A 13,466-nucleotide genomic window follows, 5' to 3' on the forward strand; every position below is an offset into this window, starting at 1 on the left:
CTTCATCCTTCTTCTCCGGCGCGGGCCCCACGGCGCGTCGCAGTTGCCATTCATCGGAAGAATCAGATCGCATCGCCAGCTTGCTGGGTGCAGCGCATTGCTCCAGCGGGGCCTGCAGGGTTGATGGCCGGTCACCAGCCAGCCGAGGGCGGCGGCAGGCCCCGCGCCCGGCCACTAAACTGAAATTGTCTTGCGATTGCAGGACAGGGGCGGGGCCACTCCAGCCCGGCGCTACCGAGCTGCCGCGGACCCCGTCCATCATCCCCGTGCTTTTTCCCCGCCGCCGCACAGTGCTGTCGCCCTGGCCGGCCGACCACCGCCTTGCCAGAGGAGGACAGGCAATGGACGAATCCAGACTCAATGATTTCATGGGCAAACTGGTGGCCGACATGGGCGGTGCCGCGATGCTCGCCAACATCATCCTCGGCGACGAACTCGGGCTTTACCGCGCCATGGCCGACAGCCAGCCGGTCAGCCCCGAGGACCTGGCCGCCAGGACCGGCTGCAATGCGCGCCTGTTGCGCGAATGGCTGAGTGCCCACGCCGCCTCCGGCTACATGGAGCACGACAACGGGCGCTTCCGTCTTCCGGAGGAACAGGCGCTGGCCCTGGCCGTGGAAGACTCGCCGGTGTACGTGGCCGGCGGCGCCTCGGTGATCGCCGCGCTCTTCCACGACAAGGACAAGCTGGTCAAAGCCATGCGCGGTGACGGCGGATTGCCCTGGGGTGATCACCACCCTTGCATGTTCAGCGGCACCGAACGCTTTTTCCGCCCGGGCTATCGCGCACACCTGGTGGCCGAGTGGCTGCCGGCCCTGGACGGCGTGGTGGAAAAACTCGAGGCCGGGGCCAAGGTCGCCGACATCGGTTGCGGCCATGGCGCCTCCACCGTGATCCTGGCGCAGGCCTTCCCGGCTTCGCGTTTCATCGGCTTCGACTATCACGCGCCGTCCATCGAGACGGCCAACCAGCGCGCCCGGGAAGGCGGCGTGGCCGAGCGGGCGACCTTCTCCCAGGCCAGCGCCAAGGATTACCCCGGCAACGATTACGACCTGATCTGCTACTTCGACTGCCTGCACGACATGGGCGACCCGGTGGGCGCCGCCCGGCACGCGTACCAGACCCTGAAGCCGGACGGCACCGTGCTGCTGGTGGAGCCTTACGCCAACGACAACCTCGACGACAACGTGACCCCGGTGGGCCGCCTGTTCTATTGCGCGTCGACCTTCATCTGCACGCCCAACTCCCTGTCGCAGGAAGTGGGCCTCGGCCTCGGCGCCCAGGCCGGCGAAGCGCGCCTGCGCAAGGTCTTCGAGCAAGCCGGTTTCAGCCGCTTCCGCCGGGCCACGGAAACGCCCTTCAACCTGATCCTGGAAGCCCGCAAGTGACGCGCGTGGTGGACAGCCTTGCGGCCGTCCACCACCCCGTTTCCGTGAACATCGCCAAGAAACTCCTTGTCAGACAGACACTAATCTCGCTATTACCTGACCCAGGACCCGAGAAGAATCTCTGCGACACAAATCCGTAACCTCGCAATGCACAGATAAGAGCGACCTCCGCAATTCGCGCCATGGACAAGGGCGTACTGCATTCCGCCGTGGGTGGCTGCCTGGCACTCCGGCCTCGCTGCAAGGAAATATCGAATGCCCAGAAGACAAGTCATCAACGCTCAAGTAAGCCCGAAGGGCAGCCTGGAAACCCTCTCCCAACGCGAAGTCCAGCTGCTCAGCGAAGCCGGCTCGGGCCGCATGTACCAGCTGTTCCGCCAGTGCGCCCTGGCCATCCTCAACACCGGCGCGCAGATCGACAACGCCAAGACCATCCTCGACGCCTACAAGGACTTCGAAGTCCGCATCCACCAGCAGGACCGTGGCGTGCGCCTGGAGCTGATCAACGCACCGGCGAATGCCTTCGTCGATGGCGAGATGATCGCCGGCACCCGCGAGATGCTGTTCAGCGCCCTGCGCGACATCGTCTACACCGAGAACGAGCTGGACAGCTTGCGCATCGACCTGGACAGCTCCCAGGGCATCACCGACTACGTCTTCCACCTGTTGCGCAACGCACGCACCCTGCGTCCAGGCGTGGAGCCGAAGATCGTCGTGTGCTGGGGCGGCCACTCCATCAGCACCGATGAGTACAAGTACACCAAGCGGGTCGGCCACGAGCTGGGCCTGCGCCATCTGGACGTTTGCACCGGCTGCGGTCCCGGTGTGATGAAGGGGCCGATGAAGGGCGCCACCATCGGCCATGCCAAGCAGCGCACCCACGGCGGTCGCTACCTGGGCCTGACCGAGCCCGGCATCATCGCCGCCGAGGCGCCCAACCCCATCGTCAATGAACTGGTGATCCTGCCTGACATCGAGAAGCGCCTGGAGGCCTTCGTGCGCGTCGGCCACGGCATCATCATCTTCCCCGGCGGGGTCGGCACGGCGGAGGAATTCCTCTACCTGCTGGGCATCCTGATGCACCCGGACAACCAGGACCTGCCCTTCCCCCTGGTGCTCACCGGACCGAAGAGCGCCGCGGCCTACCTGGAACAGTTGCACGCCTTCGTCGGCGCCACCCTGGGCGAAGCCGCGCAGAACCGCTACCGGATCATCATCGACGACCCGGCCGCCGTGGCCATCGAAATGGCCCAGGGCCTGAAGGCGGTCAAGCAGTTCCGCCGCGAACGCAACGACGCCTTCCACTTCAACTGGCTGCTGAAGATCGACGAGCGCTTCCAGCGTCCCTTCGACCCCACCCACGAAAACATGGCCAGCCTCAAGCTCAGCCGCGACCTGCCGGCTCACGAGCTGGCCGCCAACCTGCGCCGGGCCTTCTCCGGCATCGTCGCCGGCAACGTGAAGGACAAGGGCATCCGCCTGATCGAACAGCACGGCCCCTACGAAATCCACGGCGATGCCGTGGTGATGCAGCCGCTGGACGACCTGCTCAAGGCCTTCGTTCGCCAGCACCGGATGAAGCTGCCGGGCGGCGCGGCCTATGAACCCTGCTACCGGGTGGTGCAGAGCGGGGCCGAGGCGCTGGAGGCGAGTTGAGGACAGGGTAAGAAGCCGCTGTGGGGTCGAACGGCTTGCCGCTTTTCTGTGGGGGCGAATGAATTCGCCCCCACAGAAAAGGTCCCACCACTGGGCGCGCCGTGCCTCGGGCGGTATTCCATGGGCGCGGCGCGGGGGCTGCCTCCCGCCGCGGTCGCGCGATGCCCTGGTCAGGGCTAGGCTCTCCGGGACGCTCCACAGGGGGAAAAGCGCCATGCGATCCAGCCTCGCCAGCGGCGTGACACGCCGGGAAATCTGGGCCTGGGCGATGTTCGATTTCGCCAATTCCGGCTACACCACGGTGATCATCACCGCCGTGTTCAACGCCTACTTCGTCGCAGTGGTCGCCGAGGGCAAACCCTGGGGCACCCTGGCCTGGACCAGCACCCTCGCCCTCTCCTACGCCCTGGTGATCGTCACCGCCCCCCTGATCGGCGCCCATGCCGACGCCACGGCGCGCAAGAAGCGCCTGCTGCTGCTGAGCACCATCGGCTGCGTGATCTTCACCGCGGCCCTGGCCCTGGCCGGTCCGGGCGCCCTGGGGCTGGCGGTGCTGTTCGTGGTGCTGTCGAACTTCTGCTTCGGCACCGGGGAGAACCTGATCGCCGCCTTCCTCCCCGAACTCGCCCGCGACGACGCCATGGGCCGGGTATCCGGCTGGGGCTGGGGGTTGGGCTACATCGGCGGGCTGGTCAGCCTGGGCGCCTGCCTGGGCTACGTCAGCTGGGCCCAGGGCCAGGGGCATACGGCGGCGCAGTTCGTCCCGGTGTGCGTGCTCATCACCGCCCTGCTCTTCGCCCTATCCAGCACCCCGACCTTCCTCTACCTGAAGGAACGCAGCCAGCCGCAACCCGCCTCGGCACAAGGCGCCTGGTCACGTTTTGCCCGCACCCTGCGCGAGGCCGGCCGCTATCGCGACCTGCTGCGCTTCCTCGCCTGCACCGTCTGCTACCAGGCGGGCATCGCCGCGGTGATCAGCCTGGCGGCCATCTACGCCGACCAGGTGATGGGCTTCACCACCCAGGACACCCTGATGCTGATCTTCATCGTCAACATCACCGCCTCCATCGGCGCCGTGCTGTTCGGCTGGCTGCAGGACCGCATCGGCCACCGCCCCACCCTGGCGCTGACCCTGCTGGGCTGGCTGGCCATGGTCGGCATGATCTGGCTGGCCAGCGGCCCGGCGCTGTTCTGGGTCGCGGCCAATATCGCCGGCCTGTGCATGGGAGCCAGCCAGTCGGCCGGCCGCGCCATCGTCGGCCTGCTCGCCCCGCCGACGCGGCTGGCGGAGTTCTTCGGGCTCTGGGGCCAGGCGGTGAAGCTTTCCGCCATCCTCGGCCCCATGACCTACGGCCTGGCCAACTGGCTGTCCGGCGGCGACCACCGCCTGGCCATGCTCATCACCGGCAGCTACTTCGTGATCGGCCTGGCGCTGCTGGCCAGCGTGCGCCTGGAGCGCGGACGGCGCGCGGCGCTGACCGGCTGAAGCGTCATACGCCGAACCAGTTCAGCGCCGACGGGCTGGTGTTCAGGTAGAGGTGCTTCACCTCGCTGAACTCCTCCAGTCCGGTCCGCGACAGCTCGCGGCCAATGCCGCTGGATTTGTAGCCGCCCCAGGGCGCCTGGGGGAATGCCGCGTTGTAGTCGTTGATCCAGACCGTGCCGGCACGCAATCGCCGAGCCACGCGATGAGCCCTGGCGAGATCGCGGGTCCAGACGCCGGCAGCCAGGCCAAAGGGCGTGCCGTTCGCCAGTTGAAGCGCCTGCTCCTCACCCTCGAAGCGCTCCACGGTGATCACCGGACCGAAGATTTCTTCGCGGGCAATACGCATGTCCGCGCATACCTGGCCAAGCAGGGTCGGCTCCAGCCAGAAGCCGCGCTCGAACATCCCATCCTGCGGGATACGTCCGCCCGCCAGCAGTTGGGCGCCCTCCTGCAGCGCGCCGTTGACAATCGCCAGCACCTGGTCGCGCTGGCTGGGGGAGATCACCGGGCCCATCTGGGTGCCTTCGGCAAACCCGTCGCCCAGGCGAATGCGCCGTACCCGATCGGCCAGGGCTGCGACGAAACGGTCGTGGATGGCGCTCTCCACCAGCAGCCGCGAACCGGCCGAGCAGACCTGGCCGGCATTGAAATAGACGGCATTGAGTGCCTGGTCGAGGGCGACTTCGAAGTCGGCATCGGCGAAGACGATGTTGGGGTTCTTGCCGCCCAACTCCAGTGCCACCCGTTTGAAGTTGCCGCTGGCCGCGCGCATCACCTTACCGCCCGCGGTGGCGCCACCGGTCAGGGACACCAGGTCCACGTCCGGGCTGGCGGCCAGCCGTTCGCCGATTTCCCCCGGCCCGGTCAGCAGATTGAACACACCCGCCGGCAGGCCGACCCGCTCGATCAACTGGCACAGGCGCACGGCGGTCAGCGGGGTCAGGCTGCTGGGCTTGACCAGCAGGGTATTGCCGGCGGCCAGGGCCGGCGCAACCTTCCAGGCCAGTTGCAGCAGCGGGTAGTTCCAGGGCGCGATGAGCGCGCAGACGCCCACCGGCTCACGCTGGTTGATGCTGATGACATGGGCCGGCGCGTGGGTGTTGAAGCTGCCACCCTCGCTCTCCAGCAGGGCCGCGTAGTAGCGGAAGGTGGCCACCACGTTGGCTACGTCACCCAGGCTCTCGCCGAGGGTCTTGCCGGCGTTGAGGGTTTCCAGCCGCGCCAGGTGCTCGCCGTCGGCTTCGATGGTGTCGGCGATGCGCCGCAGGATCGCCGCCCGATCGCAGACGCCCAGCCAAGGCCAGTCGCCCTGGTCGAAGGCACGCCGCGCGGCGCCGATGGCCGCTTCGGCGTCCTGCGGGCCGGCCACCGCGACCTGCGCCAGCACTTCTTCGCTGGCCGGGTTGATCACCGGGCGTGACAGAGGGGTGGCGGGGTCGCGCCACTGGCCGTCGATATAGAGCTGATGGGTCGCCATGGTGCATCTCCTGGGTCAGGGCTGAAAGTGGGGCCACTTTCGGCCAGCCCGGCGGCGAGAGATTGATGGAATGCGGCGAATCGCTGGCGCATTGCGTCGCTTGAAGGAACACGCCAACGAAGGTCGCTCCGCATCAAGTCGACCGGCGCCGGCTCCCTAGACTCCAAACCAGCCACCCACCCCGAATGGAGTCCCCATGGACACGCTCGAACACTGGCAGGCCCGGGTCGACCTCGCCTGCGCCTTCCGCTGGGCCGCCCGCCTGGGCCTGCACGAAGCCATCGCCAATCACTTCAGCCTGGCGGTCTCTGCCGATGGCCGGCAGTTCCTGATCAACCCCTACGGCAAGCACTTCTCGGAAATCCGAGCCAGCGACCTGATCCTGGTGGACGCCGATGATCCCTCCACGCTCGACCGCCCCGACGCTCCTGACATCACCGCCTGGGCCCTGCACGGCGCCCTGCACCGCAACCAGCCGCAGGCACGCTGCGTGCTGCACACCCACTCGAAGTACGCCACCGCCCTGGCTTGCCTGGCCGACTCGCGGTTGCCGCCCATCGAACAGAACTGCATGCGCTTTTTCGAGCGGGTGGCGATCGACGAAGGCTTCGACGGCATGGGCCTGGGCGATGAGGCCGAGCGCGTCAGCCGCCTGCTGGACGGCAAGCCGGTGCTGCTGATGGGCAACCACGGCGTGATGGTGGCCGCCACCAGCGTGGCCCAGGCCTTCGATGACCTCTACTACTTCGAGCGCGCCTGCGAGACCTACATCACCGCCCTGGCCACCGGCCGACCGCTGCGCATCGCCAGCGACGACGTGGCGCGCAAGACGGCAAGGCAGTGGCTGAACTACCCGGACTTCGCCGACAAGCACTTTGCCGCGCTCAAGCGAATCCTGGATCGGGAAGAGGTGGAGTATCGGTTGTGACCGGGGCCGCCTGTCTGCCCCTGGGAGTCCGCAGCGGCCCCCCTCACCCCCGGCCCCTCTCCCGGAGGTAGAGGGGTGACGCGCGCCGGCAGCCCCGTGCGCATCCTGTAGGGGCGAATTCATTCGCCAAGCAGGCCGCAGGTCCGCCCTTCGGAGTCCTGCCAAGCCCACCAACCCTCTCCCCCAGCCCCTCTCCCTGAAGAGGAGAGGGGAGCCGTCCGTGCCGGTACGGAACTGCGGTGCTCTTCCTGTAGGGGCGAGTTCATTCGCCAGGCAGGCCGCAGGCCTGCCTACGCCCCCTGCCGCGCCAGCGGCTGGCGCATCACCGGGGCGGTCCAGGTCTGGCTGCGGTCTTCGCTGGGCGGGCAGCCGAAGCGGGCGCGGTAGGCGCGGGAGAAATGCTCCAGGGAGCCGAAGCCGGAGCTGGCGGCTACCTGGGCGACGCTGAGGTTGGTTTGCTGCAGCAGGTTGTGGGCGCGGGCCAGGCGCAGGGCGATGTAGTACTTCAGCGGCGAGAGCCCGGTGTGCTGCTTGAACTGGCGCTCCAGTTGCCGGCGCGACAGGCCGACGCGGCTGGCGATGGCCTCGCAGTCCAGGGGTTCTTCCAGGGTCTGCTCCATCAACCGCACAGCCCGACGCAGCTTCCCCTCGTGCAGCGGTTCACCCTTCTGGCCATCGTCCAGTTGGCTCTCCGTCGGCGCGCGCACCTGCCCCACCAGCAGGTGCATGCCGATTTCCCGCGCCAGGTCCGCGTCAATCCGGCTCCCCAGCCAGGTGAGCATCATGTCCAGGATGGCGGCGGCACCAGCGCAAGTCAGGCGCTGGCGGTCGAGACAATAGAGCTGGGCGCGGGAGCGCACCTTGGGATAACTCTCCTGGAAACCCGGCAGGTTGTCCCAGTGCACCGCGGCGTCGTAGCCGTCCAGCACACCAGCCGCAGCCAGCAGTTCGGTGCCGGTTTCCACGCCAACCAGCACGGCGCCGAACAACGCCTGCTTGCGCAGCCAGCTCTTCAGCAGGTTGTTGCGGCAGTGCCGGTGCACATCGAAGCTGGCGATGACGAAGCAGAGGTCGAATTCCTGCTCCGGGCTGATGCCTGCCTCCACCTGGCTCGACAGGCCATTACTGGCCTGTACCGGCTGACCGTCCAGCGACAGCAGGGTCCACTGGAACAACGGCTTCTGGCTCAGCCAGTTGGCGATGGCCAGCGGTTCGGCGACCGCCGCCAATCCCAGACTGGGGAATGACGGCAGCAGCAACAGACCAACGCGCAGCGTGCGGTCGCTGGCCAGTGAGCGTTCCCGGGAGTTCAGGCCTTCCACGTTCGGCACCTCTCGTCAGTGCTCTGGTTATCGTTGTTGTCCACGCCAGTCCGGATGGGTCCACACCGGGACCTGGGCCGCAGGCAGCGGTGCCTGGCCCCGGATCATATCGCTGGCCTTCTCCGCGATCATCACGGTTGGCGCATTGGTGTTGCCACTGACGATGATCGGCATGATCGACGCATCCACCACCCGCAGTCCCTCCAGCCCGTGCACGCGCAGCTGCGGATCGACCACCGCTTCCGGGTCGCTGGCCGGCCCCATCTTGCAGGTGCCGCTGGCGTGGTAGCCAGTTTCAGTCACGCGCCGGGCCCAGGCATCCAGGGCCTGGTCACTGAGGTTCTCCGGCCCCGGCACCAACTCCTTGCCTTTCAGCGCACGCATGGCCGGCTGCTCGATGATCTCCCGCACCAGTCGCGCACCAGCACGCATGTCGGCGCGGTCCTGCTCGGTCTTCAGGTAATTGAACTGGATGCGCGGCGGCAGGCGTGGATCGGCGCCGCGCAGGGTGACACTGCCGAGGCTGGTGGGGCGCATCAGGTCGATATGAATCTGGAAGGCATGCGATGGCACGAGGTCGACGCTGCCGGGTTGTACCGCGAGCGGCATGAAGGTGAGTTGCAGGTCCGGGTGCTCGACGCCCGCTCGCGAACGGATGAAGGCCCCGGCCTCGAAATGGTTGCTCGCGGCCAGGCCGTCGTGGCTCACGAACCAGCGCGCCCCGATCCACCATTTGCCCGGCGCGCGGGTCCAGGGGTAGATCGACACCGGCTGCTTGCACAGGTACTGCACCACGGTATCCGGGTGATCGTTGAGGCGCCGGCCGACGCCAGGCAGGTCATGCACGACCGGCAAGCCATGAGCACGGATTTCCTCGGCCGGACCGACGCCCGACAGCAGCAGCAATTGCGGCGAATTGATCGCCCCGGCGGCGAGTATCACTTCGCGGCGAGCGCGGGCCTGGTGCACCTCGCCGTTCTGCTCGTACTCGATGCCGCAGGCGCGGCGCCCCTCGAAGAGGATGCGCAGGCTCAACGCGCCGGTGGCGACCGTGACATTGCCGCGTTGCAACGCCTCGGCCAGGTAGCCACGGGCGGTGCTCCAGCGCTTGCCCTTGCGGGTGGTGCGATCCACCGGGCCGAAGCCTTCCTGGCGGAAACCGTTGAGGTCACGGCTCTGCCCATAGCCCGCTTCCACGCCAGCCTGGACGAAGGCGGAACAGAGCGGCGTATCGATGTTGCCCGCGGTCACGTGCAGGTGCCCGGCGTCACCGTGGTAATCGTCGGCGCCGTGCTCGTGGTTCTCCGCGCGGATGAAGTAGGGCAGCACTTCCTGGTAGCTCCAGCCGTCGCAGCCCTGCTCGGCCCAGCCATCGTAATCGCGGGCATGGCCCCGGATGTAGACCATGCCGTTGATGGACGAGGAACCACCCAGGGTACGACCGCGCGGCGTGCCGATGCGGCGGTTGTCCAGCCAGGGCTCGGGTTCGGTGCTGTAGCTCCAGTTGTAGCGACTGCCGCCCACGACGATGCCCACGGCCGAAGGCATGTCGATGGTCCAGCTCTGGTCCAGCGGCCCGGCTTCCAGCACCAACACCTTCACACCGGGCTCGGCGCCCAGGCGGTTGGCCAGCACGCAGCCGGCCGAGCCGGCGCCGACGATCAGGTAATCGAATTCGGACATGGCACGTCCTCCGGAAGCGGGCTCAGGCCCGCTCCTCGCCATGGATGCCCTTGAACACCAGGCGGTGGAAGTGATGCACCAGGTGCTCGCTCTCGTTGCTGCGCTGGGCGTCGATCATGTAGCGGCCCTGGTCGTAGCCGAGGGAATGCAGGCCCTTCTGCACGGTGATGTTGAGCTCGATGTCCTCGGGCCCAAGCTCTTCGTTCATCCAGCGCATGCAGGCCTTGCTGACCTCCGCCGTCTCCTCGTTCGAGCTGTAGTAGCCGAAGCGCAGCAGGGAACGCTCGGCATCCAGCGGAATCATGATGAAGGTGCCGAGGAACTCGGAGAACGGGAAGGTGTAGAAGGTGTTGTTCGGCCACATGCCGATGTTGAAGAAGCACTCGTCCGGGTTCAGGTCTTCCCGCAACTTCACGCCGTAGGCTTCGCCGGCCTGGAGGTTGGCCGGGGCGATGTAGGTCCACCAGTTGTCGCGCTTGGTCAGGCGGTAGCCCTTGAAGTCGATCAGCTTGGCCAGGTCGATGTGGCAGGGGCCGGACAGCTTGAAGTGATAACCCTCGATGGAGTTGTCCATGATCACCTTCCAGTTGGCCGGCACGATCACGTCCTGCTCCTCGATCAAGCGCATGCGTTCGAGGTTGGGGAACACCCGGTGCATCTCCTCGTCGGCGCCGGGGAACAGCTCGGCCAGGGACGGCGCGTTGGGATCGAGGTTGAAGTAGATGAAGCCGCCCAGTTCCTCCACCCGCACCTGCGGGATGTTGAATTGCTGCAGCTCGAAGTCCTTCATCCGCTCGCAACGCGGCGCACTGCGCAGGCTGCCGTCCATCTCGTAGCACCAGGAGTGATAGGCGCAGCGCACCACGCCGCCGGTGGTGCCGCGACGGCTTTCCAGCAGGCGGTTGCCGCGGTGCTGGCAGACGTTGTGGAAGGCGCGGATCTCGCCCTTCATGCTGCGCGCCACCACCACGCTCTGGTCGAACAGGTCCACCACCACGTACTGGCCCGGCTCGCGGAACTCGCTCTTGTGCCCAGCCACATGCCAGGCGTGCATGAAGATGCGGTCGCGCTCGGCCTTGAACAGGCTCTCATCGAAGAAGTAGCGCGACGGCAGGGTGAAGGCAGATTCGGGGTCCTGTTCGGCCCAGCCTTCGATAGAGGTTTGCCGCTTGATGGCTTCGACGGATTGCATGATCGGTACTCCTCCCAGGTGATGTTCGTGCGGCTCGGTGGCCTGCTTCGGGAGCCAATCTAGGGGAGCGGAATTTGGCTGAATTGACGTCAAGCGACGAGTTGCCAGCGCAAAAGATCAACGCCCAATTTCACGGCCCTGCCTGCGGCGGAAGATGTCGCTTCCCATCAAGCGGGCGGGTGGGCCGTGCCTATGCTCGCTCAGGCAAGGGGCCCGAGAGCCCCGCCACTGACTTCTGCCGTAGCCGCCCGATGGGAGCCTCTGCCATGTCGAAGAAAGTCCTGTGCCTGCTCGCTGCATCCCTGTTCACCAGCCACTCGCTCACCGCCCTGGCGGCCGAACCCGACAGTTGCCGGACGGTGCGCCTGGCGGAGGTCGGCTGGGCCGATATCTCCGCCACCACCGGCCTGGCCACCACCCTGCTCAAGGGCCTGGGCTACAAGCCGCAGACCCAGCTCGCGTCCATCCCCATGGCCTACATGGGCATGGCGAAGAACGACATCGACGTCTACCTGGGCGCCTGGATGCCTTCGATGGAGGTCATCGCCAAACCCTTCCTGGACAAGGGCAGCGTGGAGAAGGTGCGCACCAACCTGCTGGGCGCCAAGTACACCCTGGCGGTGCCGGAATACACCTTCGATGCCGGGCTGAAGGACTTCAAGGACATCGGCCGCTTCCGCCAGCAACTCGATGGACGCATCTACGGCATCGAGCCGGGCAACGACGGCAACCTCCTGATCCAGGGGCTGATCGACAAGGGCCAGTTCGGCCTCAACGGATTCAAGCTGGTGGAGTCCAGCGAAGCCGGCATGCTGGTGCAGGTCCGCCGCGCCGTGCAGGCGCAGAAACCGGTCGTGTTCCTGGCCTGGGAACCGCACCCGATGAACACCAGGTTCGCCATCCGCTACCTGAGCGGCGGCGACGCCAGCTTCGGCCCCAACTACGGCAGCGCGGTGGTAGATACCCACACCCGCAAGGGTTACAGCGGGGAATGCGCGAATGTCGGCACCCTGTTGCGCAACCTGGAGTTCAGCCTGGCCATGGAGAACCAGATCATGGGTGCCATCCTCGACGATAAGGCACAACCGGAGGCTGCCGCCAAGGCCTGGCTCACGGCCAATCCGCAGGTGCTGGACCAATGGCTGGCGGGAGTCACCACCTTCGATGGAGCCGAGGCGCTGCCGGCAGTCAAAGGGAGCCTAGGCCTGTAGTGCGAGCCCGAGCGAGCGAAGCCCCCACGTTGGGCCTCGCTTCGCTGGGCGCCGCCCTGATGGCGCAGCGATTCAGCGCTTGAGAAAACCCTTCAACATCTCGCCGACCCGTTCGCCCAGTTCCTGGTTGGCCGAAAGCTGCAGGCCGCGGGCCAGTTCGCTGTCCACCACCTGCTCCACCAGCGGCCGCAGGGCCAGCAGCTGGCGATTCAGGCCATCCAGTTCGCGGACATGGGGCAGGCTGTCGGAGAGCAACGGGTTGACCAGGTGCTCGACAATCATCCGCACGATGCCCGCCGACACCGGCTCCACCTGGCGGCGGATGGCGGCGAACTGCTCCAGCAGCACATCCAGTGGAATTCCCGAGCGGTAGAGCTGCACCCCGGCGCTGAATACCCGGGGGTTGAGCACCCGCAGGTGGTCGCCGGCGAACTCGATCAGGCCCAGCTCGCGGGCACGGTCCATGTTGTCGTCGGTAAGATCGGCGCCGAACAGCGCCTGCACTTCGTCGAAGCCCAGGTGGGTGGGCTCCACCAGGTTCCAGGCACCGACAATGGCCTGCTCCAGCCCCAGCACATGGGCCAGGTCCTGGCCCTGCTCCCAGGCCTCCAGCAGCTCGCGAATGCTGGCGATGCTGTAGCCGCGTTCCAGCAATTGGCCGATCAGCCGCAGCCGCGCCAGGTGCTCGCCGTTGTAGATGCCCACTCGCCCACGCCGCTCCGGCGGCGGCAGCAGGCCGCGATCCTGGTAGGCGCGCAGGTTGCGCACCGTGGTCGAGGCTTCGCGGGCCAGTTCATCCACCGTGTATTCAGCGTCCGGCACGGCCGGGCTTGCGGCAGTCGGGTGGAGCAGCTTGCCGAGGAAGGAGGGGACATTTTTCATGGCCCGGATCATATCGCCGCCCCGTTCGCCCCAACAACAGCGGCCGCCCGCCCCAACCATTGGCTGGACTTGCCCCACCCTCCTCTCCCCCGACTTCGCCGGAACCGCCACGCAAGCGCTCTGCAACGGACGTTTTCGCCTTTGGGTAAGCGGGTAACGCGGTCGGAACGAGTGCCACCAAGGGCTGGCCAGGGCCGGACTCCCTGCTGAAGAATGACCATTACATCAAGCAATGTAACAG

General features: G+C 66.9%; 10 protein-coding genes. 5 read left to right on the top strand and 5 right to left on the bottom strand.

Going from position 1 to position 13,466, the window contains the following annotated elements:
• Positions 1-341: 341 nt before the first annotated feature.
• The 3 genes from ACFW0H_RS21010 (at position 342) to ACFW0H_RS21020 (ending at position 4,530) form a co-directional block, all read left to right on the top strand.
• The gene (locus ACFW0H_RS21010) at positions 342-1,388 is read left to right on the top strand and encodes a class I SAM-dependent methyltransferase (protein ID WP_422915795.1); all 1,047 of its coding nucleotides are present in this window, start codon (positions 342-344) and stop codon (positions 1,386-1,388) included.
• Positions 1,389-1,643: 255 nt separating this feature from the next.
• On the top strand, positions 1,644-3,044 hold the full coding sequence (gene ppnN, locus ACFW0H_RS21015; protein WP_422915796.1) for a nucleotide 5'-monophosphate nucleosidase PpnN: 1,401 nt from the start codon (positions 1,644-1,646) through the stop codon (positions 3,042-3,044).
• 214 nt (positions 3,045-3,258) lie between these two features.
• On the top strand, positions 3,259-4,530 hold the full coding sequence (locus tag ACFW0H_RS21020; protein ID WP_422915797.1) for an MFS transporter: 1,272 nt from the start codon (positions 3,259-3,261) through the stop codon (positions 4,528-4,530).
• Positions 4,531-4,534: 4 nt separating this feature from the next.
• Here the strand turns inward: ACFW0H_RS21020 and ACFW0H_RS21025 are convergent, their stop codons facing one another.
• Positions 4,535-6,007: an aldehyde dehydrogenase family protein gene (locus tag ACFW0H_RS21025; protein ID WP_422915798.1), complete on the bottom strand. Its 1,473-nt coding sequence runs from the start codon at positions 6,005-6,007 to the stop codon at positions 4,535-4,537.
• Positions 6,008-6,203: 196 nt separating this feature from the next.
• Here ACFW0H_RS21025 and ACFW0H_RS21030 point away from each other — a divergent pair, with 196 nt between their 5' ends.
• Entirely contained in the window at positions 6,204-6,935 is a 732-nt protein-coding gene (locus ACFW0H_RS21030; protein ID WP_422915799.1) for a class II aldolase and adducin N-terminal domain-containing protein, read from the top strand.
• A gap of 290 nt (positions 6,936-7,225) precedes the next feature.
• On the opposite strand, the gene ACFW0H_RS21035 is transcribed toward ACFW0H_RS21030, so the two are convergent.
• The 3 genes from ACFW0H_RS21035 to ACFW0H_RS21045 are packed head-to-tail and all read right to left on the bottom strand — an operon-like array spanning position 7,226 to position 11,132.
• On the bottom strand, positions 7,226-8,257 hold the full coding sequence (locus ACFW0H_RS21035; protein ID WP_422915800.1) for a GlxA family transcriptional regulator: 1,032 nt from the start codon (positions 8,255-8,257) through the stop codon (positions 7,226-7,228).
• 27 nt (positions 8,258-8,284) lie between these two features.
• Positions 8,285-9,940 (bottom strand): choline dehydrogenase, encoded by a 1,656-nt coding sequence (locus ACFW0H_RS21040; RefSeq protein ID WP_422915801.1) that lies wholly within the window; start codon positions 9,938-9,940, stop codon positions 8,285-8,287.
• 22 nt (positions 9,941-9,962) lie between these two features.
• A complete protein-coding gene (locus ACFW0H_RS21045; RefSeq protein WP_422915802.1) occupies positions 9,963-11,132 on the bottom strand; it encodes an aromatic ring-hydroxylating oxygenase subunit alpha in 1,170 nt (389 codons plus the stop codon).
• 266 nt (positions 11,133-11,398) lie between these two features.
• Here ACFW0H_RS21045 and ACFW0H_RS21050 point away from each other — a divergent pair, with 266 nt between their 5' ends.
• A complete protein-coding gene (locus tag ACFW0H_RS21050; protein ID WP_422915803.1) occupies positions 11,399-12,343 on the top strand; it encodes a choline ABC transporter substrate-binding protein in 945 nt (314 codons plus the stop codon).
• Between the two features lie 72 nt (positions 12,344-12,415).
• On the opposite strand, the gene ACFW0H_RS21055 is transcribed toward ACFW0H_RS21050, so the two are convergent.
• Positions 12,416-13,225, bottom strand: a complete 810-nt coding sequence (locus tag ACFW0H_RS21055) for a MerR family transcriptional regulator (protein ID WP_422915804.1) — start codon at positions 13,223-13,225, stop codon at positions 12,416-12,418.
• Between the last annotated feature and the right edge of the window lie 241 nt (positions 13,226-13,466).

The organism is Metapseudomonas cellulosilytica, assembly GCF_049334135.1.
GTDB lineage: Bacteria > Pseudomonadota > Gammaproteobacteria > Pseudomonadales > Pseudomonadaceae > Metapseudomonas.

Bases quoted from the DNA above. Each gene is read 5' to 3' on its own strand.
- ACFW0H_RS21010 (WP_422915795.1), top strand. From the start codon at position 342: ATGGACGAATCCAGACTCAATGATTTCATGGGCAAACTGGTGGCCGAC.
- ppnN (WP_422915796.1), top strand. From the start codon at position 1,644: ATGCCCAGAAGACAAGTCATCAACGCTCAAGTAAGCCCGAAGGGCAGC.
- ACFW0H_RS21020 (WP_422915797.1), top strand. From the start codon at position 3,259: ATGCGATCCAGCCTCGCCAGCGGCGTGACACGCCGGGAAATCTGGGCC.
- ACFW0H_RS21025 (WP_422915798.1), bottom strand. From the start codon at position 6,007: ATGGCGACCCATCAGCTCTATATCGACGGCCAGTGGCGCGACCCCGCC.
- ACFW0H_RS21030 (WP_422915799.1), top strand. From the start codon at position 6,204: ATGGACACGCTCGAACACTGGCAGGCCCGGGTCGACCTCGCCTGCGCC.
- ACFW0H_RS21040 (WP_422915801.1), bottom strand. From the start codon at position 9,940: ATGTCCGAATTCGATTACCTGATCGTCGGCGCCGGCTCGGCCGGCTGC.
- ACFW0H_RS21045 (WP_422915802.1), bottom strand. From the start codon at position 11,132: ATGCAATCCGTCGAAGCCATCAAGCGGCAAACCTCTATCGAAGGCTGG.
- ACFW0H_RS21050 (WP_422915803.1), top strand. From the start codon at position 11,399: ATGTCGAAGAAAGTCCTGTGCCTGCTCGCTGCATCCCTGTTCACCAGC.
- ACFW0H_RS21055 (WP_422915804.1), bottom strand. From the start codon at position 13,225: ATGAAAAATGTCCCCTCCTTCCTCGGCAAGCTGCTCCACCCGACTGCC.